21 protein-coding genes are annotated in these 21,338 nt (G+C 64.3%); 15 read left to right on the top strand and 6 right to left on the bottom strand.

Annotation, left to right across the window (positions count from 1 at the left end; genetic code table 11):
• The first annotated feature begins 331 nt into the window (after positions 1–331).
• The 8 genes from Q0S16_RS00505 to Q0S16_RS00470 all read left to right on the top strand — a co-directional run bounded on the left by Q0S16_RS00505 (position 332) and on the right by Q0S16_RS00470 (position 7,801).
• A complete protein-coding gene (locus Q0S16_RS00505) occupies positions 332–1,588 on the top strand; it encodes an ABC transporter substrate-binding protein (protein WP_295843863.1) in 1,257 nt (418 codons plus the stop codon).
• Between the two features lie 130 nt (positions 1,589–1,718).
• Positions 1,719–2,624 carry a branched-chain amino acid ABC transporter permease gene (locus tag Q0S16_RS00500; RefSeq protein WP_295843861.1) on the top strand — a complete coding sequence of 302 codons (906 nt, stop codon included), beginning with the start codon at positions 1,719–1,721 and terminating at the stop codon, positions 2,622–2,624.
• Entirely contained in the window at positions 2,621–3,634 is a 1,014-nt protein-coding gene (locus Q0S16_RS00495) for a branched-chain amino acid ABC transporter permease (RefSeq protein WP_295843858.1), read from the top strand. The genes Q0S16_RS00500 and Q0S16_RS00495 overlap by 4 nt, the downstream gene beginning before the upstream one ends.
• Positions 3,634–4,401 (top strand): ABC transporter ATP-binding protein, encoded by a 768-nt coding sequence (locus Q0S16_RS00490; protein WP_295843856.1) that lies wholly within the window; start codon positions 3,634–3,636, stop codon positions 4,399–4,401. Before Q0S16_RS00495 ends, Q0S16_RS00490 begins: the two co-directional genes overlap by 1 nt.
• Complete coding sequence (locus Q0S16_RS00485) at positions 4,401–5,114, top strand: ABC transporter ATP-binding protein (RefSeq protein ID WP_295843853.1); 714 nt, start codon at positions 4,401–4,403, stop codon at positions 5,112–5,114. Before Q0S16_RS00490 ends, Q0S16_RS00485 begins: the two co-directional genes overlap by 1 nt.
• Before the next feature lie 56 nt (positions 5,115–5,170).
• Positions 5,171–5,956, top strand: a complete 786-nt coding sequence (locus Q0S16_RS00480; RefSeq protein WP_295843851.1) for an SDR family oxidoreductase — start codon at positions 5,171–5,173, stop codon at positions 5,954–5,956.
• A 93-nt stretch (positions 5,957–6,049) separates the two neighbouring features.
• Positions 6,050–6,793 carry an SDR family oxidoreductase gene (locus Q0S16_RS00475; RefSeq protein WP_295843849.1) on the top strand — a complete coding sequence of 248 codons (744 nt, stop codon included), beginning with the start codon at positions 6,050–6,052 and terminating at the stop codon, positions 6,791–6,793.
• Between the two features lie 39 nt (positions 6,794–6,832).
• Positions 6,833–7,801 (top strand): 3-hydroxyacyl-CoA dehydrogenase, encoded by a 969-nt coding sequence (locus Q0S16_RS00470; RefSeq protein WP_295843847.1) that lies wholly within the window; start codon positions 6,833–6,835, stop codon positions 7,799–7,801.
• Between the two features lie 53 nt (positions 7,802–7,854).
• On the opposite strand, the gene Q0S16_RS00465 is transcribed toward Q0S16_RS00470, so the two are convergent.
• Positions 7,855–8,685 (bottom strand): N-acyl homoserine lactonase family protein, encoded by an 831-nt coding sequence (locus tag Q0S16_RS00465; RefSeq protein WP_295843846.1) that lies wholly within the window; start codon positions 8,683–8,685, stop codon positions 7,855–7,857.
• 247 nt (positions 8,686–8,932) lie between these two features.
• Here Q0S16_RS00465 and Q0S16_RS00460 point away from each other — a divergent pair, with 247 nt between their 5' ends.
• From Q0S16_RS00460 to Q0S16_RS00445, 4 genes are read left to right on the top strand one after another with little or no spacing between them, the layout of a single operon-like run.
• On the top strand, positions 8,933–10,570 hold the full coding sequence (locus Q0S16_RS00460; RefSeq protein ID WP_295843845.1) for an AMP-binding protein: 1,638 nt from the start codon (positions 8,933–8,935) through the stop codon (positions 10,568–10,570).
• Between the two features lie 36 nt (positions 10,571–10,606).
• Positions 10,607–11,809: an ABC transporter substrate-binding protein gene (locus tag Q0S16_RS00455; RefSeq protein ID WP_295843865.1), complete on the top strand. Its 1,203-nt coding sequence runs from the start codon at positions 10,607–10,609 to the stop codon at positions 11,807–11,809.
• A 46-nt stretch (positions 11,810–11,855) separates the two neighbouring features.
• Positions 11,856–12,989, top strand: a complete 1,134-nt coding sequence (locus Q0S16_RS00450; RefSeq protein WP_295843842.1) for an NADH:flavin oxidoreductase/NADH oxidase — start codon at positions 11,856–11,858, stop codon at positions 12,987–12,989.
• A 5-nt stretch (positions 12,990–12,994) separates the two neighbouring features.
• On the top strand, positions 12,995–13,852 hold the full coding sequence (locus Q0S16_RS00445) for a helix-turn-helix domain-containing protein (RefSeq protein WP_295843839.1): 858 nt from the start codon (positions 12,995–12,997) through the stop codon (positions 13,850–13,852).
• A gap of 106 nt (positions 13,853–13,958) precedes the next feature.
• Here Q0S16_RS00445 and Q0S16_RS00440 read toward each other — a convergent pair whose 3' ends face one another.
• From Q0S16_RS00440 to Q0S16_RS00420, 5 genes are read right to left on the bottom strand one after another with little or no spacing between them, the layout of a single operon-like run.
• Positions 13,959–14,840 (bottom strand): PfkB family carbohydrate kinase, encoded by an 882-nt coding sequence (locus Q0S16_RS00440; protein ID WP_295843835.1) that lies wholly within the window; start codon positions 14,838–14,840, stop codon positions 13,959–13,961.
• 11 nt (positions 14,841–14,851) lie between these two features.
• Positions 14,852–15,700 (bottom strand): BtpA/SgcQ family protein, encoded by an 849-nt coding sequence (locus tag Q0S16_RS00435; RefSeq protein ID WP_295843832.1) that lies wholly within the window; start codon positions 15,698–15,700, stop codon positions 14,852–14,854.
• A 15-nt stretch (positions 15,701–15,715) separates the two neighbouring features.
• Positions 15,716–16,939: a PfkB family carbohydrate kinase gene (locus Q0S16_RS00430; protein WP_295843829.1), complete on the bottom strand. Its 1,224-nt coding sequence runs from the start codon at positions 16,937–16,939 to the stop codon at positions 15,716–15,718.
• On the bottom strand, positions 16,932–18,008 hold the full coding sequence (locus tag Q0S16_RS00425) for an oligopeptide/dipeptide ABC transporter ATP-binding protein (RefSeq protein WP_295843826.1): 1,077 nt from the start codon (positions 18,006–18,008) through the stop codon (positions 16,932–16,934). The genes Q0S16_RS00430 and Q0S16_RS00425 overlap by 8 nt, the downstream gene beginning before the upstream one ends.
• A complete protein-coding gene (locus tag Q0S16_RS00420; RefSeq protein ID WP_295843823.1) occupies positions 18,005–19,030 on the bottom strand; it encodes an ABC transporter ATP-binding protein in 1,026 nt (341 codons plus the stop codon). Before Q0S16_RS00420 ends, Q0S16_RS00425 begins: the two co-directional genes overlap by 4 nt.
• A gap of 85 nt (positions 19,031–19,115) precedes the next feature.
• On the opposite strand from Q0S16_RS00420, the gene Q0S16_RS00415 reads away from it, so the two are divergent.
• The 3 genes from Q0S16_RS00415 to Q0S16_RS00405 form a co-directional block, all read left to right on the top strand.
• Positions 19,116–20,060 (top strand): ABC transporter permease, encoded by a 945-nt coding sequence (locus Q0S16_RS00415; RefSeq protein ID WP_295843820.1) that lies wholly within the window; start codon positions 19,116–19,118, stop codon positions 20,058–20,060.
• 53 nt (positions 20,061–20,113) lie between these two features.
• Complete coding sequence (locus Q0S16_RS00410) at positions 20,114–20,914, top strand: ABC transporter permease (RefSeq protein ID WP_295843818.1); 801 nt, start codon at positions 20,114–20,116, stop codon at positions 20,912–20,914.
• Between the two features lie 37 nt (positions 20,915–20,951).
• Positions 20,952–21,338: ABC transporter substrate-binding protein (locus tag Q0S16_RS00405; protein WP_295843816.1), on the top strand; the 387-nt coding region annotated here is incomplete at its 3' end.

Genomic DNA, 21,338 nt, shown 5'->3' with positions numbered 1-21,338 from the left:
GTGTGAGTTATTCACCATTGATTGTCCGTCTAAGAGAATTTATAATCGGACCAAGCGAGCTAGTTGCGTGTCCTAAAAGGATTCATAAATTCCCACATCCATGCATTACGGCGTGTAGCTGAACAAGGCCGGCCGGACAGGAGTGTCCGATCGTCGCAGCGAAGCTGGTAGCAGCTTTGAAAAGGCTGTTGGACAGAACGCGATGGATACTGCACGATCCGTGCAACGGGCTGATCGATAACAGGCCTGCGGCGGAGGACGGGAAGCGACCGGAAAACCGGCGCACCCGAATACAAAACCAAATGGCAAAGCCATAACCAGGGAGGACGCAATGACCAAGATCAAGAAGGGCATCCCGCGACGGGATTTCATCGGAGGCGCTCTGGCCGGAGCGGCAGTGTTGGGCATGCCGCACATCGCCGGCGCGCAGGCCAAGGTCATCAAGATCGGCCTGCCGACGATTCTGTCCGGGCGGGTGGCCATCCTCGGCACATCCAGCCGGTTTGCCGTTCAGCTTGCGTTCAATCAGATCAACGAGGCCGGCGGCATCAACGGCCGCAAGTTCGAGGTCGTCGATCGCGATTCCAAGGGCCGCCCCGACGAAGCCGCCAAGGTGACGCGCGACCTTATCAACAATGACGGCTGCGACATCATCATTGATGGCGAGGCGTCATCGGGCAGCTTCGCCGTGCACGAAGTCGTGCGCGATCTCGGCATCCTGTGCCTTCATACCTGCAGCGAGACTTCGTCGTTGACGGCCGATCCGAAGCAGTTCTCGAAGAATGTCTTCAGATGTGCCCGGCAAGGCATCCACGATGCCGTGGCTGGCGGCAGCTACGCGGCGCAGATCGCCAAGGAGAAGGGCCTCAAGAAGTGGGCGACTTGCTCGCCCGACTATGCCTACGGACGCGACAATACGGCCGAGTTCGTGCAGTACGCCAAGATCTTCGATCCATCGATCGAAGTCGTCGATCAGCTGTGGCCGAAACTGTTCGCACCCGATTACACCGAGAGCATCACCAAGCTCATGCAGGTCAAACCGCAAGCCGTCTACTCGGCGCTGTGGGGCGGCGATCTGGTGGCGTTCATCGAGCAGTCCAATCTCTACCGGCTGTTCCAGAATACCGCCTACTTCTCGGGAGGACTGGGCGATCCGCCAATCCTCACGGCGATCAAGAATCTGCCGCCGGGGCTGAATACGGCCTATCGCTATAACAAGAGTTTTCCGGCGACAGCCGAGAACGCCGCCTTCTGCGATGCCTATCTCAAGGTTGCGCCGCATGAGCCCACCAACTGGGCCTGGCAGAACTACGCCGCGGCGCAGTTCATCATCGAGGCGGTGCGTCGTACGGGCGGCAACACGGACAGTTCGGCGCTGGCCAAGGAAATCGGCGGCATGACCGTCAAACAGCCGTTCGGCGGGGCCGGCATCACCATGCGTGAGAGCGATCACACCATCATCAACTACCCGGTGGCATGGGGCAAGACCGTCGGCAAGTCGCCATGGGTGCTCGACTATGTCGATACCGAATGGTCGAAAATTCTCGAGCTCGAGAAACAGTGGAAGAAGGAGAAGGGCTACGCCTGATCTCCCGGCGAGACGATATCAAGATAAAGCGGCCGGTCTGTTCCGGTGATCCCACCCGCTCTGTCGATGCTCCGGCCTTCCTTGCGAAGGCCGGAGCAGGCTCGGCTCTGACCATCGAAGGACCAGTGTAGTGAACCTTGAAGCCCTTACCTCCTGCCTGACGTCGTCGGCCTGCGCGGTCACGCAGGTTTCGACGGCGCTGATCATCGGGATGCTGCTGTTCATGGTGGCGTCCGGTCTGTCGCTGATTTTCGGCGTGCTCGGCGTCATCAATTTCGCCCACGGCGCCTTCTACATGGCCGGCGCCTATATCGCCTTTTTCACCTACCAGGCGACATCGAGCTTCCTGCTGGCCTTCCTGGCAGGCGCGGTCGGCACCGGCATCATCGGGATATTGTTCGAGCGATTCATCATCAGCAAGGTGTATGGCAAGGACATCCTGATGCAGTTGCTGGTGTGCTATGCCGTCATCCTGATCTTCGACGATCTCGTCAAGATCATTGCCGGCCCGGAATACAAGATGATGGGCATGCCCGAGGTGTTCGCGCTGCCACCGCTGGAATTCGCCGGCGGTTTCATTCCTGCCTATTACGTCTTCATGATCGTCGCGAGTCTGGCGATCGGCGTGTTCCTGTGGCTGGCGATCGAAAAGACCCGGATGGGCAAAATCGTCCGCGCTTTGGCAATTAACCCGCAGATGGTCGGTGCGCTGGGCATCAACACCACGTTTCTCTATGCCGCCGTGTTCGGCCTCGGCAGCGCGCTGGCGGGAATCGCCGGGGCGCTGGCCGCGCCAACGCGGACGCTGACGCCGGGCATGGGCGTTTCGATCCTGATCGAGAGCTTCATTGTCACGGTGATCGGCGGCATGGGATCGATCGTGGGCGCGTTCATCGCGGCGCTGTTGATCGGATTTACCCGCGCCTTCGGTGCGATCGGATTTCCGCTGTTCGTGGACGGCATCATGTTCGGCATGATGGCCGTCATTCTGGTCTTGAAGCCGAGTGGCCTGCTCGGCCGGGAGGTGCGGTCATGACCAGGCCGGGGTTTCTCCGCGACGTTGTTGCCGCCGTGGCTATGCTGATCTTTCTGGTCGCCCTGCCGTTCATCTTCACCAAGCCGTCGCTGCGCGACTTTATGATCTACGTCATGGCCTACGGCTTGCTGGCGATGTCGCTGAACCTGCTGGTCGGGCTGACGGGACTGGTCTCATTCGGTCACGCGGCGTTCTTTGCGTCTGGCGCCTATATGTTCGGCCTGCTGATGCAATCCGGCCGCGTTTCCATTCCGGTCGCCATGCTCGCGACGTTGCTCGGCACTGCGGGGCTGGCCTTGGTGATCGGCGCCATCTGCGTGCGGCTGAAGGAGATCTATTTTTCCTTCATCACGCTGGCTTTCCAGATGTTCGTCCACTCGATCATTCTGACCTGGGTCAGCCTGACCGGAGGCGATCAGGGTCTGCAGGGCGGCATTCCGCGCCCGCCGTTCTTCGGCATCGACCTCACCAGTGGCTCGTCGCTGTATATCTTCTGCGCCTGCATTTTTATGGTCTGCATGCTGTTCATGCGGCAGATCTGGCAGTCGCCGTTCGGCTACACGCTGCGGCTGATCCGCGACAATCCGCAGCGCGCCAATTCTATCGGCGTCGACATCCTGCGCATGAAGCTCGGCGTGTTCGTGCTGGCGGGCGCCATGGCCAGCGTGGGCGGCATGATGCTCTCGCTGTTCGTGTCCGGCGCCTATCCCGAATTTGGCTTCTGGACCACGTCCGGCGAAGCCATTTTCATGATCATGCTCGGCGGTACGCAATTGTTCATCGGCCCGATCATCGGCGCGGTACTGCTGCGTCTGCTCGAACACTTCGTGTCGATCTACACCGAACATAATGGTCTTGTGCTCGGCATTGTCATCCTGGCCATCGTGCTCGGTCTCAAGCAGGGCGTCGCCGATTACATCGTCGACTGGCTGGCGCGCCGCAAGGAGAGCAGGGCGCCGAAGGCGCCTGCGCCGGAAGAGACGACCTTCGTCAAAAAGAGGGTCGCCTGATGCTCTCGATCCAGAATCTAGATAAGCATTTCGGCGGCGTCCATGCGACGCGCAATGTGTCGATCGAATTCCCCGACGGTTCGCTGACGGCGATCATCGGGCCGAACGGCGCCGGCAAGACCACGTTCTTCAACCTGATCTCGGGAACCTTCCGGCCCAATACCGGCAAGGTGATGTTCGCCGGTCAGGACATTGTCGGCAGGTCGAGTCTCGAGATCGTGCGCCTTGGCATTGTGCGAGCCTTTCAGGTCGCCGAAATCTTTCCCAGCCTGACGGTGAGCGAGGCGATCACGGCGGCGGTGACGTCGCATCTTCGTGGCTCATGGACATTCTTGCGGCGCTTCCCGCTTCCGGAGACCAAAGCGAGGACAGAAGAGATCATCGAGTTGCTCGGGCTGGAGGACAAGGCGACGACGCTGTCGCGCAATCTCTCGCATGGCGACCAGAAGCTGCTCGATATCGGGCTGGCGCTGGCGATGGAGCCGAAGGTGCTGCTGCTGGATGAGCCCACGGCGGGCATGGGACCTGACGAGCGCTGGCGCATGATCGGCAAGGTGCAGCATCTGTGGCAGGTGAAGAAGATGACAGTGCTGTTCATCGAACACGACATGGATATCGTGTTCAAGATCGCGCAGCGGATCCATGTTCTGAAATATGGCGCCGTGCTGGCGCAGGGAACGGCCGACGAGATCCGGCGTAACCAGGACGTCATCGACGCCTATCTGGGTTCGGACCACCACCTTGCCGACGCGGTGGGAGAGCAATGATGGCTGAACCCTTTCTCAATGTCGCAGGCGCCGACGTCTATTACGGCGCCAGCCAGATCCTGTTCGGTGTCGATCTCTTCGTCGAGCGCGGCCAGACCATGGCGCTGCTCGGCCGTAACGGCGCCGGCAAGTCGACTACCTTCAAGATGATCGCGGGCCTGGCGCCACCGCGGCGCGGCACGGTAGTCTTGGCCGGCCAGACGGTGTCCGGTCGTCCGTCCTACCGGATCGCCCGCTCCGGGATCGGTTACGTGCCGGAAAATCGGCAGGTGTTTCCCGAGCATTCGGTCGATGACAATCTTATTGTCGGCGCCAAGAAGGGCCCACGCGGCGACAGCCCCTGGTGCCGGGAACAGATCTACGAGGTATTTCCGATCCTGGCCTCAATGAAGGCGCGGATGGCCGGGCGGCTGTCCGGCGGCGAGCAGCAGATGCTGACCATTGCGCGCACGCTGATGGGCAATCCGGATCTGCTGCTGCTCGACGAGCCTAGCGAGGGCCTCGCCCCCCTCATCGTTCAGGCCATTGGCGAGCTCATCAAGAAACTGCGCGGCATGGGCGTCACCATCCTGCTGGCTGAACAGAACATGCATTTCTGCCTTGGCATCGCGACCCATGCCACGGTGATCGACAAGGGCCAGATCGTCTATCGCGCCACCATCGATGAGCTGCGACACAATGAGGAAATCAAGCACCGCTACCTCGCGGTGTAGGGCGACGCGCAGCGAAACTGCGCGCAAAAACAAGAACTCTTAACGGGAGCACGATCATGGAACGAAACGATGGGCGCGGCCGCATTGCGGTCGTGACGGGCGGCGCGAGCGGGATTGGTCTGGCCACGGCGGGCGTCTTGATCGAGCGCGGCTGGCGCGTGGTGATCTCCGATATCAATGCGCAGGCGAACCAGAATTCAGCGGCGACGATCGGCGCCGAGTCGGTGCCGTTCGACGTGACCGATGAAGCGGCGACGGACGCCGCCTTCTCGGACATCGAGGCGCGGCTGGGTCCTATCGAGGCGCTGTTTGCCAATGCCGGCGTCATTCAGTCGGGCGGGCGCGCGGAAAACCTGCCGCTCGCCGAATTTGACCGGGTGATCGCCGTCAATTTGCGCGGCGTCTATGTGTCATGCTTGGCGGCGGGGTCGCGGATGGTCAAACGCGGGCGCGGCGGCATTGTCATCACCGGATCGGTGACCGCCTGGCGCACCGCGCCGCTGCATGCCTATGCCCCGTCGAAGGCCGCGGTTGTTCACATGGCCGCCTGCCTCGCGGCGGATTGGGGCCGCTCTGGCGTGCGGGTCAACGCGGTGTCGCCGGGCTACGTCGCCACGCCACCGGTGCTGGCCAATATCGAACGCGGCACGCGCGATCCGCGGCTGCTGATCGAGAGCTCGGCGCTCGGCCGCATGGTCGATCCCGCCGAGATCGGCCGCGGCGTGGCGTTCCTGCTGTCGGACGATGCGTCGGCGGTGACCGGGATCAATCTGCCGATCGATGCCGGCTGGCTCGCCGGCGCGCATCTGACGACCTATGGCGGCGTGCCCGCGGCGCGCTGACCGTCCGTCTTCGCCGATACCGAATGGGCAGTCTGACAAGAGGCGTGGCAACGCCTGCTGCGCGCGCGTGGCCTCCTAACCAGGAATAGCATCATGACATCTGCGGACACTTCACCTTTCGATCTTACTGGGCGTCGGATCCTGATTTCGGGCGCGGCCGGCGGCATAGGCCGCGCCACGGCGCGGCTGTGCGCAAAGCAGGGCGCGCAACTCGTGCTGATCGATATTGTCAGCAAGCAACAGATCCGCGAACATGTCGGCGCCGATATCGCGGACCGCGCCGAAATCCACAGTCTCGATACCGGATCGCGGCCCGATGTGACGGCGCTCGCCCAACATATTGGCGCAGTCTATGCGCTGATCGATACCGCGGCGATCGCGCCGCATGATGACTGGATGGCCGAGGATTGGGAGGAGGCGCTGGACCGCGTGATCCGCGCCAACATCAAAGGGCCGATCAATCTGTCGCGGGCCTTTCTCCCTGGCATGATGCAAGCGGGAGAAGGCCGTGTCGTGTTGTGCGGCTCGGTGGCCGGCTGGATGGGCGGTCTGCGCACCGGTCCGCATTATGCCTTCTCCAAGGGCGGCATCCACGCTTTCGTGCGCTGGCTGTCGCGCCAGGGCGCGCCGCATAATGTACTGGTCAACGGCATTGCCCCGGGACCGGTCGAGACGGCGATGACCGAGGGGAAAGGCTATGATACATCGCTTTACCCGCTGAAGCGGATGGCCAAACCGGAAGAGATCGCCGCCACTGCAGTATTTCTGTGCGGGGCGGGCAGCGGTTACGCCTCAGGCGCGATTTTCGATATCAACGGCGCGACCCATTTTCACTGATCGGCGGCCGAACAAGGCTGGCTGCGGAGCAAGCGTGTCATGACTGAAGTACAACATAAGGGCCGCGTCGCCATCGTGGGGACCGGACTGGTTGGCAGCGGCTGGGCGATCGTCTTTGCCCGGGCGGGCTACCCGGTCGCGCTGTACGATGCCGTGCCTGGCGCGGCCGGGCGGGCGCTGGCGCTGATCGGCGAACGCCTGATCGACCTGCAGAAAGCCGGCCTGACCGGCGACCCGGCTCCGATCCAGGCGCGGATCATGGTGGCAAGCAGCCTGACAGAGGCGCTCGCCAACGCGATCTATGTGCAGGAGAGCGTGTTCGAGCGCGTCGACGTCAAGACAGAATTGATGCGCGAGATCGACGCCGTGGTCGGCAAAGACACCCTGATCGGCTCTTCCTCGTCAGGCATCGGCGCTTCCCACTTCACCGAACATGTGGCCTGCCGGGCGCGCTGTCTGGTCGCCCATCCGGTCAATCCGCCCTATCTCGCGCCGATCGTCGAACTGGTCCCGGCGCCGTGGACGGCCCCGGAGACGGTCCAGGCCGTGCGACGGCTGATGGAAGACGTTGGCCAAAGCCCGGTCGAGATGACGCGCGAGGCGGAAGGCTTTATCCTCAATCGCCTGCAGGGCGTGCTGCTGATGGAAGCCTGGCGCCTTGTGGAGCAGGGCCTCGCCACCGCCGAGGATATCGACAAGACCGTCTCGCAAGGACTGGGCCTGCGCTGGGCCTTCATGGGTCCGTTCGAGACCATTGACCTCAATGCGCCGGGCGGCATCGCCGACTATGCGACCCGGCTGGGCGGCCTGTACCAGCGCATCGCAGCCTCCACCAGCGAACACCGGGTGTGGGATGCGGAGCTGATCGCAAAGGTCGAGGCGCAGCGCCGCGAACATCTGGCCGCCGCGGACCTGCCGTCACGCGGCGCGTGGCGCGACCGCCGCCTGATGGCGCTGGCCAGGCATGTCCAGCAACAGGACGCCGCGGATTTGCGCGCGGACGAGTGAGGGCGGGTAAGCGGATCGCTCATGACGTCATGGCGGGTCCCTTGATCAGGTGGCTAGGAATAGGCTTCGGCGCCTTTTCTTAGCGTCTTCCACTGCTCTAGATCATGGCTGCAAATGATCGTGACGCCCTGCGCTTCCAACCTTCGGATTTCCTCAAACGACTTCAGGAAGGCATCGGCATTCCAGGTGTTGCGCGGGACCGAGTTGTCGTCGAGGTTGGCGCGGACGCTGAGCGCGTCTGAGGTCAGCAGGTACTCGCCAGTGTCGTCCAGCTTCACCAGCGCGGCGGTGGTGCCCGGCGAATGGCCCGGCAGCGGTAATAGCGTGATCCGACCATCGCCGAAGATGTCGGTCGGTGCGCTGATGATATTCATGGCCGTCCCGACATCCCAGTCGGCGGTGAGATAGCCGCTATTGACGGCGTCGGGCTGCTTGGCCGCCGCTAGCTCCAGCGCATGCACAAACACCGTCGCCTTCTTGAAAAACGCATTGCAGCCGCAATGGTCAGTGTGAAGATGTGAACAGACGACGACGTCAATATCGTCTGGACCGAGACCGACCGCTTTGAGGCTCGTGATGACGTGATCGCCAACCGCCATGTCCGGAATCATGTATTTGGCAAGTACCCCCAACCGCGCCTCCGGATCTTCGGCCACCGCGGGATGGCAGCCGGTGTCGAATAGAACATTGCCCTGGGGGTGGCGGAGCAGAACGCAGGAAACCGGCAATTCGATCATCTCGCCGCGCGGCGCGTCGCGAAGGTAGGTCCGCTTCTGCATCTTCAGCCGTCCGCCGGACAGAATATTCATTTTCATTTTATGGCTCTCGATGCTTGCGGTGATCGATTGTGACCAAGGGATGCGGAAAATTGTCGGTGCCGTCAACGTTGAACGCGCGGTTGATCGAATGAAACGCGAGTAAATGCGATTCAAAACACATATGAAGTTTTAAGAAATGCATAGTCAATTTGACAGAGCATGACCTGCACGGCTAGCCTTCGCGGAGCCGTCGCCTCATGCCTCTGGGCACGATTGCGAAGCTGCGGAGCGATGCACTCGCAACGACGTTCGATCGATATGATCGCGCGATCGTTGCGACAAGCGGCGCCCGAAATGGGGAGACGCGACGTTCATGTATACCGTGTTCGGCATGTTTGCGGCCGCTGCCGATGCCGCGGCCGCCAGGTCATTTCTCTGCATACCCGCACGCGAGGGCCGGTCGTATTTCGCGGCCGGGATTGAATTGTCCTACGGTGACGTCGCCGCGCGGGCCGCCAGGTTGCGCGCGCTCTATCACGAGGCGGGATACGGGCACGGTCACCGGATCTGCCTGTTGCTGGAGAACCGACCCGATTTCGTCATCCACTGGCTGGCGCTGAATTCCATTGGCGCGTCCGTGGTGCCGATCAATCCCGCCTACCGCGCGGCTGAGCTCGACTATCTGTTGTCGCATGCCGAGCCGGATCTGGTCGTGTCGCTACCGGACCAGGTGCAATTGGAAAGAGCGATCGCGACTGGCGCGCGGGACATGCCGGCCCTGTCGGTCCGTGGCGACGATCTCGGCGAAAGCATTGTCGCGATCCCGCCGGCGCGGCGTCCGCCGCCGCGCGACGACACGCCGGGCAGCGACACCGAGGCGGCGCTGCTCTACACCTCGGGCACCACGGCGCGGCCGAAAGGTTGCGTCCTCACCAATGAATATGTGATCACCACCGGTCGTTGGTATTTGAGCCGTGGCGGCGAGGCGACATTTCACTTCGGCACGGATCGGCTCTACAGCCCGCTGCCGCTGTTTCATATGGCAGGGCTGGCGCTGACGCTCACGGCAATGATGCTGACGGGCGGATGCCTGATCCTGCCCGAACGATTCAACGCGCGCTATGCCTGGCAGGACATGGTCGAATGCCGGGCCACTGTGCTGCACTACCTCGGCGTCATCGTCGCGGCCCTGCTGGCCCAGCCGGAGGCCGCGGAGGAGCGTCGCCATACGTTGCGGTTTTCCATGGGGGTCGGCGCCAATCCTGGACTGCGCGAACGCGCGCAGGCGCGGTTCGGCATCGCCTTCGTGGAAGGCTGGGGCATGACGGAGACCGGACGCAGCCCGTTCAATACCAGCGAGCCGCGCCATCTCGAACTCAACACCATCGGCCGAAGTGAAGCCGATTTTGAAATGCGGGTGCTCGATGGAAACGATCACGAGGTCCCGAACGGCACGGTGGGCGAACTCTGCGTTCGCCATTCGGAAGCCGATCCCCGGAAGGGATTTTTCTCCGGCTATCTCAAGGATCCCGCGGCCACCGAGCAGGCCTGGCGCGATGGCTGGTTTCACACCGGCGACAGCGCGTGGCAGCATGCGGACGGTGCTTTCATTTTTGTCGATCGCCTGAAGCACATGATCCGTCGGGCGGGTGAGAACATTTCCGCGGCGGAAGTCGAGGGCGTTCTGGTCGCGTCACCGCTGGTCAGGCAGGCCGCCGTGGTCGCGGCGCATGATCCCATCCGCGAGGAGGAAGTCGTTGCCTTCATCGTCATTGATGACGGCGCGACCGCGTCGCTTGATTCGGCAGCCGAGATCTTCCAGTTCTGCGTCGAGCGCGTCGCATCCTATAAACTGCCGGCCTTTGTGAAATTCGTCGAGGAATTGCCGATGACCTCGACCAACAAGATCCAGAAACATCAATTGATGGGCGGCAACAGCGATCCGTTGTCGCATTCGGGAATGATCGATCTTCGTCAGCAAAAAGCGAGCGCGATCAAGCGCTCCAACTAATCAATTTAACGGGAGAACATCGTGAAAACCAGTTTGATGCGGTCGGCGGCTTGCGCCGCTTTTGTCGGCCTGTTCCTTAGCGCCCCGGCGCGGGCGCAGATCTCGGATGATTCCGTCAAGATCGGCGTCCTGACCGATCAGACGGGACTTTACGCCGACGCGGCCGGGCCCGGCGCCGTCGAAGCGGTGCGGATGGCGATCTCGGATTTCGGTGGCAAGGTCGGCGGCAAGCCGATCGTGATGGTGGACGCGGATCACCAGAACAAGGCCGACGTCGGCGCGGCGATCGCCCGCCGCTGGTACGAGCAGGAAAATGTCGACGTCATCGTCGATTTCGCCAATTCCGCCGTGGCATTCGCCGTGATGGAGCTGACCAAGCAGAAGAACAAGGCGATGCTGATTTCGTCGGCCGGGTCGTCGGACCTGACCGGCAAGGGCTGTTCGCTGAACTCGGTGCAGTGGACCTACAATACTTACGCGCTGGCTAACAGTACCGCGCGGGCGCTGGTCAAGGAGGGCGCCAAGGATTGGTACTTCATCACCGTGGACTACGCGTTCGGGCACGCCTTGCGCAACGACGCGGTCAGGACCGTGGAGAAGCTCGGCGGCAGGGTGGTCGGCGAAGTCCGGCATCCGCTCAACAGCATGGATTTCTCGTCCTATATCCTGCAGGCGCAAACCTCGAAAGCGGATGTGATCGCGCTGGCGAATACCGGCGGCGATCTCGCCAATTCGATCCGGCAGGCGCAGGAATTCGGCATCGGCAAGGGCAAGCAGAAACTCGCCGCGTTCCTGATGCAGACCAGCGATATTCACGCGATTGGCCTGCAAGCCGCGCAGGGCCTGCAACTGACCACCGCATTCTACTGGGATCTCGACGACAAGACCCGTGACTTCACCGCGCGCTATTTTGCCCGCACCAAGAAACGTCCGACGATGGTACAGGCCGGCCTGTATTCGGCCGTCACCAACTACCTCAAGGCGATCGACAAGTCCGGTACCGACGACGGCCCAAAGGTCATCGCGCAGATGAAGACCATGCCGATCGACGATTTCTTCGCGCGCAACGCTACCTTGCGCGAGGATGGCCAGCTCATCCACGACATGTATCTGGTGCAGGTCAAGACGCCGGCGGAATCCAAGGGCGCATGGGATTACGAAAAACTGATTCAGGTCATTCCCGGCAAGGAGGCGTTCATCGCGGCGGAGGACAGCGCATGTCCGCTGCTCAAGAAGTGATCGGCGGCGGCGATCGACAGACTCATTCCGGACAGGACACGCACGCATGACCGACCACCCCCTTCTGTTTACACCGATCGCGATCCGCGATCTCGAATTGAAGAACCGCGTTGTCGTCTCGCCGATGGCGACCTATTCGGCGAAGGATGGCTTGTCCACCGATTGGCATGTGTCCCATGTTGGCAAGCTCGCGGCCGGCGGAGCCGGGCTGGTGTTCGTGGAGCAGAGTTCGGTCAGCGTCCAGGGGCGCATCACCCATGGCTGCCTGGGCATCTGGGACGATGCCCATACCGCCGGCCTCGCCAGGTTGGCGACGCTGATCCACGATCTCGGTGCGAAGGCGGCGATCCAGATCGCGCATGGCGGCCGCAAGTCATCTTCGCAGCGCCCGTGGGAAGGCGGCGAGCCGCTCGGTGATGCTGATGTCGCCGCGCGGGGCGAGGGGCCGTGGTCGATCGCGGCTGCCAGCAGCCTGCCGTTCGACCAGCACTGGCCCGCGCCGCGGATGCTCACCGGTAGCGATATCGATCAGGTCGTTGATGACTACCGCCTGGCGTTCCGTCGGGCCCGCGACGCCGGCTACGATGTGGTCGAGTTGCATTGCGCGCACGGCTACCTGATGCATTCGTTCCTGTCGCCGCTGGCCAACAACCGGAACGACGAGTTTGGCGGCTCGCGCGACAACCGGATGCGGCTGCCGCTGCGTATCGCGGCGGTCATGCGCGAGGAGTGGCCAGAGCATCTGCCGGCATGGGTGCGGATCTCCTCCGTCGATGGTGTCGACATCGGCTGGTCGATCGAGGACTCCATTGCCTTCGCGGTCGAATTGAAAGCGATCGGCATCGACATGATTGATTGCTCCTCGGGCGGTATGAAGCTGCCGCGCGGCAACGCGCTGGTATCGCGGACCCCGGGCTTCCAGGTGCCGTTCGCCGAGCAGATCCAGCGCGAGGCCGGGATTCCCACCGTCGCGGTCGGTCTGATCCGTGAGCCCGAATATGCCGAGGCCATCTTGCGCGATGGCCAGGCGACGCTGATCGCGCTTGGCCGCGAATTGTTGTGGAATCCGAACTGGCCGGCGCAGGCCGCGCTGCAACTGGGCTGCGACCCCGATTGGGCCGGGTGGCCCGACCAGTATGGCTGGTGGTTGAAGCGGCGGGTGTCGCAGCAGGGCCGGTGACGGTCATGGGGCGCGCAAAGGGCAAGGCGCCGCCATCGGTGGCCCCCGTTTTGAAGCCTGAGCCGCGTCGCGAACCGCGACAGGATGCGCAAAGCCTGCTGCCGCCGGACCAGAAGAGCGACAGCGCGGTGAAATCGGCCAAGCGGGTGTTCGACGTCCTGGAATTCTTCGAGGAACGTCAGGGCATGGCATCCGCCGCGGAAGTCGCTGTTGCGCTGCGGTTTCCGCAGTCCAGCACTTCCGCGCTGATGCGGACGATGACAATGCTGGGCTACCTGCACTACGACGCCGGCCGCCGGACCTATATGCCGACCGCGCGGGTGTCGATGCTCGGCCAATGGATCAGCCCGGCGCTATTTCAGCGCGGCCGCCTGATCAATCTGATGGAGGATCTCTCGGCTAAAACCGGCGAGACGATCATGCTCGGTCTGCGCAATGGGCTTGCCGTGCAATACATTCATGTGATTCAGGCCAAGCTGCCGATGCGCCTGCATGTGCGTGCCGGCACCCAGCGTCCGCTGGCGAAGTCCGGACTGGGCCATGCGCTATTGGCAGATTATTCGAACAAGGAGGTTCGTCGTCTCGTCAAGCTGCTCAACTCCTATGAAATTTCGCCCGAAAAGCAGGTTGACATCAAGGCGCTGCTGCTGGATCTCGACAAGGTTCGTCAGCGGGGTCACGCGCTGTCGCTTGGCTTGGTCACGGCGGGCGCCGGCGTGGTCGTGATGACGCTGCCGCGCCTCGCCGAGTCCGCGGAGCCACTGGCGATCTGCGTGGCCGGACTGACCAATGCGTTGGCCGAACAGGAAACCGAATTCGCGGCGATGATGGCCCGTGCGATCAGGTTTCACTTGTGCGATTGATGAGACGGCATGGCAGCAAGTAACCTGGCGTAACCGATAAACCTGCGAACTGGCTGACGGGGGATTACCGCGCCATCGATAAAGCCACTGCTGTCCGGACCTACATTTAGCTGATGGCCTCCATCAGGGCTGTGATTTCGGCGCGGCTCGGAAATGACGGCGTGGTGTTCGGTCGGGTCACCGAGAGCGAGGCCGCGTTGACCGCGAGCCTCACCGCCGTCGACAGCATCGCGCCATTTGCTAGCAGTCCCGCCAGCGTTCCCGCGAACACGTCGCCAGCGCCCGAGCTGTCGATGGCGGCGACCTCGGGCGCATCGACCATCGTTTCGCCGCCGTCGCGGATGATCAGCGCCCCGCGCGCGCCGCGCGTGATGATCGCGATGGGCACGCCGCTGTCCCGAAACGCGGCCGCGGGGGAGGGCGATCCCCGCGCCAGCAACTCGGCCTCGCCCTCATTGGCAATCACGATGTCGAACAGGCCGAGGATCGGGCGCATGTCCCATGCGATCGGGGCCGTGTTCAGGATTCGCGTGGCACCACGTGCCTGCGCGGCGAGCGCGGCGGATCGTGTGGCCGTAAACGAGAGGTTGCCCTGCATCAGCAGCACGTCACCCGCCGTCAAAGTGTCGCAGAGATCCTGGGCTTGATCCGTCGAGACTGACCGCGCGCATTCGGCGCTGCTGACGATGACGTTTTCGCCACCCGTCGCGACCCAGATCGCCGACATGTCGGTCGGCGCGTCGCACAGCAGCCAGTGCGCGTCGAGCCCGGTCTCCCCGCGCAGCGCGGCGGCGACGAACGCCGCGTCCGCGTCGCGTCCGGCCGGCGCGGCAAGCCGGGTGGCCGCGCCGGTGCGCGACGCGGCCACCGCCTGGTTAAGCCCCTTGCCGCCGGCGCAGCGCGTCAGGCCTTGCGCCAGCACGGTCTCGCCGGGCAAGGGCAGGCGCGCGACGCGCTGGATCACGTCGAGCGTCGCGTTGCCGAGCACAAGTACCTGGCTCATGCGCGGGCCCGATGAACGACCGCCATGAACGTCGCGAGCCGCACGGGGTCGACCTCGTTCCACCAGCCGCCATCATGCTTGAGCGCGCTGGCGACAATCACGGCGTCGGCGAACTGGAAGATCGAGGCCACATTGTCCGGCGTCACGCCGCTGCCGACCATGCTCGGCAGCTTGGTCGCCGCGGTGATGGTTTCGAGATCATCGAGTGAGGCGCTGTCGCCGGTGCGCTGCCCGGTGACGATCACCGCGTCGGCATCGAAGAACTCCACGTCGCGCGTCAATTCCTGCAAGGTGCGATCGGCGACGATGGCATGGGCGCCGTGCTTGACATGGACGTCGGCGAAGATCGCCACATCTTTGGCACGCAGCCAGGAGCGATAGCGGCTCGCAGCACCGGCCTTGCCTTCCATGAAGCCTTCATTGGCGACGTAGGCGTTGGCCCATTGATTGACCCGCACGAACGCCGCGCCCGACGCCTTCGCAACAGCCACGCCCTGTACCGCGCCATTGGCCAGCACGTTGATCCCGATCGGCAGCCCGGATTCGCGGCGCACGCGGTCGGCCATTACCGCCATGCAGGACGCGGTTTCCGGGCCGAGTTCGTCCGGCTTGGCAAACGGAATGTCGCCATGGTTCTCGACGATCAGGCCGTCGACGCCGCCTGCGCGATAGCGCGCGGCCTCGGCGCAGGCAAAGTCGTAGATGTCCGCGACCGGCTCGCCATCATAGTTCGGGGAGCCCGGCAGCGGCAGCGAATGGATGACGCCGATCACGGCCTTGCGCCGCCCGAAAATACGCTGGATCGCGTTATCCTTGGCGCGATAGATCGAAGTGTTCTCGGACAATTTCTGTCTCCGGATTTAAATGAGGGCGAGGGTCGAGACGTCTGCGCCGTCGGCGAGACGGATCAGATCGGGGCCGGACGGTCGCAATTCCTGCGCGCCGAACCGGGTCACCTGCAGGCTGCCCGCGGCGCAGGCGATGGCAAGTGCCCGCGGCAGCGGGCAGTCATTGAGCCACGCCGCGAGGAAACTGCCGACAAAACTGTCGCCAGCACCGGTGGTGTCAACGACGTCGACCGGAAGCGCGCGGGCCTCGATAATCGCGCCGTCGCGCGTCACCGCGGCGGCGCCCTCGGCGCCCAGCGTCACGATGATCAATTCGGGGCCGCCTGGCCCGACGCCGCTTGCCTTCGCCGCGAGATCGGCCAGGCCGCCGCGGACATCGCCCGCCGTCGGTTGCAGTGATGCCAGGGTCTCGCGATGAAGCACGATCAGGTCGAACGACCGCAATACATCATCGGTATGATCGCGCAGCCATCCGGCCGGCAGACCGGTCGCCTGCATGCTGGTGCGAAAACCCTTGCGCCGTGCTTTCGCGGCGGCCGTGATCTGGGCGGGCACCTGGTAGCCTTCCAGATGCAGCCACCACCGCGCCGTGCCGGGATCGGTGGCCTCGACGAAACGTTCGACATCGACGTCGTTGAGCAGCGACGGCTCGTTGATGATGGTGCGGCGGCCATCCGCCTCGACCAGCACCAGCGCGCGGTTCAGGCGGCCGCTGCGCCGTTCGCGGGGGATGATCAGGTCGACGCGGCGGCGCGATAATTCGGCCGCCGCCCAGTCGCTGTCCTGGTCGACGCCGATCGAGGTGATGATCGAGGCCGCTACGGCAAACGGCGCGCCAAGGCCGGCGGCGATGGTGGCGACATTGGCCGCGGGCCCGCCGATCGATTTGATGATCTGATCAGCCAGCCGCCGCTCCTCGCGTTCCGGCAGACGATCGAGGCACGCGGTATAGTCGACGCTGACATAGCCCACGGTGGTCAGGCGTGGCACCGAAGCGTCGAACCGCGGATTGGGCTCGGGCTGCCGCCTTCGGGCTGTCAGTGCGCGGGCGGTCTCCGCCGGCCGGTAGTTCAGCGCGGCGATCGCCGCATCGACCCGCGCCCGGGTCGCGCCGGTCACCGTGACCCGGCCACCGATCACATTGGATACCGTACCCTTCGACACGCCCGCGGCGCGGGCGACATCGTCGATGGTCGGCTGGGTGCGATGGCCGAGACCGTGCGGGTCGTCAGACATGGGGCACCTTCGGGGCGCGGGCGCGACGCAGCAAATCGAGGCGCAGGCGATACGCGGCCGTCATGCGGCTTTCGCCATCGTCGAACGCGGAAAAATCAGGCAGCACATCGGCGCGCAGGCAGGCCGACAGCCGCGGGGCGGGCGCGACCAGGGCGAGCGGCGGATCGGCGGCCAGACAGGCGGCGATGCGATGCTCGCAGCGCGACGCGAACCGGCACTGCGCCCATTCGGCATAGGGACTCGGTGGCTCGCCGGTAATCGCCTCGTGGCTACGCGCGGCGCCCGGCACTGGACTCGGCGTCGCAGCCAGCAGCATGCGCGTATAGGGATGCCGCGGATCGGCGAAGATCGTTTCCGATGGCCCGGTTTCGACCAGCCGGCCGGCATAGAGCACGCCGACATGGGTAGCGAGATGGCGCACCACCGCCATGTCGTGGGAGATGAAGACATAGGACACGCCGAGTCTCGCGCGCAGTTCGCTGAGCAGGTTCACGACCTGGGCCTGGATCGACAGATCGAGCGCCGACACCGGCTCGTCGCAGACGATCAGTTCGGGCTCGACCGCCAGCGCGCGCGCGATCGCCACGCGCTGGCGCTGGCCGCCGGAAAATTCATGCGGAAAGCGGTTGCCGTGACTGGCGTCGAGTCCGACCAGGTTCAGCAGTTCCGCGACCCGGTCGGCGACCTGGTTCGGTGGCCGCAACTGGTGCAGCCGGATCGGCTCGGCAATCGCGGCGCCGACGCGGACCCGGGGATCGAGCGAGCCGAACGGATCCTGGAAGATGATCTGGATCCGTCGGCGCAGCCGCCGTAGCTCGGCCGGCGCGAGCGAACGCAGGTCGATGCCGTCGAAGGTGATGTCGCCGGAATCCGGTTCGATCAGGCGCAGCAGCATGCGCCCGATGGTGGTCTTGCCCGAGCCACTCTCGCCGACCAGCGCGAACACGTCGCCGCGCCGCAGCGAGAAGCTGACGTCGGTCACCACGCGCGCTGATTTCGCGCGGCTGAACAATCCGCCGCCGGAGACGAAGGTCTTCGAGAGGTTCGCGACTTCGAGCAGCGCGCTCATGTGACGTGCTCCTCAAGCGGCGCCCGCCAGCACGCGATCCAGTGCCCGGATTTGATCTCGCGCAGCGGCGGATAGGCCGCCTCGCATGGCGCGATGGCAAACGGGCAACGCGGCGCGAAGCGGCACCCGGCGGGCATGGCACCGGACGAGGGAACCTGGCCCTCGATCGCGGCCAGCGGCCGGCCGCGCTCATCCGCGCGCGGCATCGCGGCGAACAGCGCCAGCGTATAGGGATGCTGCGGATCGCCGAACAGGTCGGTCCGCGATGCCCGCTCGACAATGCGGCCGGCATACATCACGGCGATCTCGTCAGCGATTTCGGCCACCACCGCGAGGTTGTGGGTAATGAACAGCACGGCGGTGCCGAGTTCGCTGCGCAACTGGTCGATCAGGCGCAGGATCTGGCTCTGGATCGTGACGTCGAGCGCCGTGGTCGGCTCGTCCGCGATCAGGATGTCGGGACGGCACATCAGCGCCATCGCGATCATCACGCGCTGCCGCAGGCCGCCGGACAATTGATGCGGATAGGCCTGCAGCCGGGCTTCGGGGGCAGGGATCTGGACACGGCGAAACATTTCCAGCGCGACCGCGAGGGCCGCCTGCCGCGACAGGCCCTGATGCACGATCAGGGATTCGGTGACCTGGTCACCCACCGTCATCACCGGGTTCAGCGCCGTCATCGGCTCCTGGAACACCATCGCCATGCGGTTGCCGCGGATGGCATTGAGGACGTCCTCGCTGGCGTCGGCGATGTCGTCGCCATCGAGCAGGAAACTGCTGCAGGACAGCCGCGCCGATGGCGGCAGCAAGCGCATCAGCGACAGCGCCGTCAGACTCTTGCCGGATCCGGATTCGCCGACGAGGCACAGAATGCGTCCGCGCCGCAGCGTGATGTCCACGCCGTCGACGATCGCAGTGCCCGCGCCGAACCCGACGCGCAGATCCCTGACCTCGAGCGCCGTCCGCGCGTGATCGGACGAATCGTCGGGTGGCGTCAAAACGGGCTGTGGCTGATTTTGCATCTAGTTTAGTCGGTTCGGCATTGACAGAACGTCCTTCAGCCGAAAATATACATTTTGAACCGGTTCAATCAAGCAGAGTTTGGGCATGGCCCGTTATCTCGCGACCCGACTGCTCTCCCTGATCCCGATCTTGTTCGGGACGTCGGTCGTGGCGTTTCTGCTGGTTCGGCTGGTGCCGGGCGATCCGGCCATTGCCCTGCTCGGCATGGAGGCGGATGCGCGCTCGCTGGCCGCGTTGCGCCAGCAGATGGCGCTCGACCAGCCCGTCATCGTGCAATATGTGACCTGGATCAGCCATGTCCTGACCGGCGATTTCGGGCGCTCGATCCAGGGTGGGCGGCCGGTGTTTCCGCTGCTGATCGGTGCGCTGGCGCCGACCGCGCTGCTCTCGGCCGCCGCGCTGGTGATCTCGCTCCTTATCGCCATCCCGGCCGGGATCGTCGCCGCCACGCGGCGCAACAGCGGCGCCGATTACACGGCCTCGTTTCTGGCGCTGTGCGGATTGTCGCTGCCGAGCTTCTGGCTCGGCATTCTGCTGATCCTGGCGTTTTCCATCTATCTCCCACTGTTGCCGGCGTCCGGCTACGTCTCGCCGCTGGTCGATCCCATTGGCCATCTGCGCCATCTGGTGCTGCCCGCGGTGACGCTCGGCGCCGCGCTCGCCGCCGCCACCATGCGGATGACCCGCGCCACCATGCTGGAGGTGATGCGCGCCGACTATGTGCGGACCGCGCGTGCCAAGGGGCTGTCCCGCCGCAAGGTGATCTGGGTTCATGCGCTGCGCAATGCGCGGATGCCGATCGTGACGCTACTCGGCATCCAGCTCGGCCAGCTGCTCGGTGGCGTTGTCGTCACCGAGACGGTGTTTTCATGGCCGGGCATCGGCAAGCTGACGGTCGATGCCATCTTCGCCCGCGACTATCCGGTGGTGCAGGGCGCCGTGCTGCTGACGGCGACGCTGTTCGTGCTGATCAATCTGGCGACCGACCTGATCTATACTGTGCTCGATCCAAGGGTGCGGCTGTCATGAGCGTTGAGGCGACGCTTGCTCCGCAAGCCGCGGCCGCATCGCGGCGCGCGATGATGCGCGATCCCCGAACCGCGCTCGGTGTCGCGGTGGTTACCCTCGCCATCGCCGCGGCGCTTGGCGCCCCGTTGCTTGCGCCCTATGCGCCGGACCTGCCGGACTTCGTCAATCCGCTGGCGCCGCCGGCGCCCGGTCATTGGCTGGGAACGGACGAACTGGGACGGGACGTGCTGTCGCGCATCATCTACGGGGCCCGGACGTCGCTGTTTGTCGGCATCCTGAGTGTCGCGGTGGCGGGCATCGCCGGGACGGCGCTGGGCCTGATCGCGGGCTATTTCGGCCGCGTGGTGGATGCGCTGATCATGCGGCTGATGGATATCATCTTCGCCTTTCCGAGCATCCTGCTGGCGCTGGCGATCACCGCGGTGCTCGGCCCCAGCCTCAACAATGCGGTACTCGCCATCGCGGTGGTCAACCTGCCGGTGTTCGCCCGGGTCGCGCGCGCGCAGACGCTGGTGGTGCGTGAACTCGATTTCGTCGAGGCCAAGCGCGCGCTCGGCTTCGACACCGCCAATATCCTGCTGCGCACCATTCTGCCCAACATCCTCGCGCCGGTGATCGTGCAGGGCTCGCTGCTGTTCGCATCCGCCATCATCACCGAATCCTATCTGTCCTTTCTCGGCCTCGGTGCGCAGCCGCCGACCGCGACCTGGGGCAATATGCTGCGCAACGCGATCGGTTTCATGGAGATGGCGCCCTGGCTGGCGGTGTTTCCCGGCGCCGCCATCTTTCTCACCGTGCTCGGCTGCAATTTGCTGGGCGACGGGCTTCGCGACGGCTTCGACCCACGTGACTGACGAGTTCTGAATCATAATTTCAAGCAGGAGAACACCGATGATTGCTCGAACTTCCCGGCGTGCGCTTCTCGCGCTGCTCGCCACTATGCCGCTGGCATTGTCTGGATTGCCGGCGATGGCGCAGGACGCCAAAACGCTGACGGTCGGCATCGTCTCCGATCCCGTGACGCTGGATCCGGCGCTGATGGCGTCGTTCTTCGAGGTGTCGGTGCAGTACAATCTGCATGAGCCGCTGGTGCATGTGACGCCGGATCTCCAGATCGAGCCGGGCCTCGCCAGCGTCGAGACCCCCGATCCGCTGACCTATCGCTTCACGCTGAAGCCGAACCTGACCTTTCATGACGGCACGCCGATCGATGCCGCCGCCGTGAAAGCGAATTTCGACCGCATGCTCGACCCCGCCACGGCCTCGCCGCGCCGCAGC

The sequence above is a fragment of the Tardiphaga sp. genome, from assembly GCF_025356345.1.
GTDB lineage: Bacteria > Pseudomonadota > Alphaproteobacteria > Rhizobiales > Xanthobacteraceae > Tardiphaga.
The sequence above is the reverse complement of the archived record's forward strand: the minus strand, read 5'-3'. Positions and strand labels throughout refer to the sequence as shown.

Bases quoted from the DNA above. Each gene is read 5' to 3' on its own strand.
- Q0S16_RS00485 (WP_295843853.1), top strand. From the start codon at position 4,401: ATGGCTGAACCCTTTCTCAATGTCGCAGGCGCCGACGTCTATTACGGC.
- Q0S16_RS00470 (WP_295843847.1), top strand. From the start codon at position 6,833: ATGACTGAAGTACAACATAAGGGCCGCGTCGCCATCGTGGGGACCGGA.
- Q0S16_RS00445 (WP_295843839.1), top strand. From the start codon at position 12,995: ATGGGGCGCGCAAAGGGCAAGGCGCCGCCATCGGTGGCCCCCGTTTTG.
- Q0S16_RS00505 (WP_295843863.1), top strand. From the start codon at position 332: ATGACCAAGATCAAGAAGGGCATCCCGCGACGGGATTTCATCGGAGGC.
- Q0S16_RS00410 (WP_295843818.1), top strand. From the start codon at position 20,114: ATGCGCGATCCCCGAACCGCGCTCGGTGTCGCGGTGGTTACCCTCGCC.
- Q0S16_RS00480 (WP_295843851.1), top strand. From the start codon at position 5,171: ATGGAACGAAACGATGGGCGCGGCCGCATTGCGGTCGTGACGGGCGGC.
- Q0S16_RS00490 (WP_295843856.1), top strand. From the start codon at position 3,634: ATGCTCTCGATCCAGAATCTAGATAAGCATTTCGGCGGCGTCCATGCG.
- Q0S16_RS00420 (WP_295843823.1), bottom strand. From the start codon at position 19,030: ATGCAAAATCAGCCACAGCCCGTTTTGACGCCACCCGACGATTCGTCC.
- Q0S16_RS00415 (WP_295843820.1), top strand. From the start codon at position 19,116: ATGGCCCGTTATCTCGCGACCCGACTGCTCTCCCTGATCCCGATCTTG.
- Q0S16_RS00425 (WP_295843826.1), bottom strand. From the start codon at position 18,008: ATGAGCGCGCTGCTCGAAGTCGCGAACCTCTCGAAGACCTTCGTCTCC.
- Q0S16_RS00455 (WP_295843865.1), top strand. From the start codon at position 10,607: ATGCGGTCGGCGGCTTGCGCCGCTTTTGTCGGCCTGTTCCTTAGCGCC.
- Q0S16_RS00475 (WP_295843849.1), top strand. From the start codon at position 6,050: ATGACATCTGCGGACACTTCACCTTTCGATCTTACTGGGCGTCGGATC.
- Q0S16_RS00495 (WP_295843858.1), top strand. From the start codon at position 2,621: ATGACCAGGCCGGGGTTTCTCCGCGACGTTGTTGCCGCCGTGGCTATG.
- Q0S16_RS00450 (WP_295843842.1), top strand. From the start codon at position 11,856: ATGACCGACCACCCCCTTCTGTTTACACCGATCGCGATCCGCGATCTC.
- Q0S16_RS00460 (WP_295843845.1), top strand. From the start codon at position 8,933: ATGTATACCGTGTTCGGCATGTTTGCGGCCGCTGCCGATGCCGCGGCC.
- Q0S16_RS00430 (WP_295843829.1), bottom strand. From the start codon at position 16,939: ATGTCTGACGACCCGCACGGTCTCGGCCATCGCACCCAGCCGACCATC.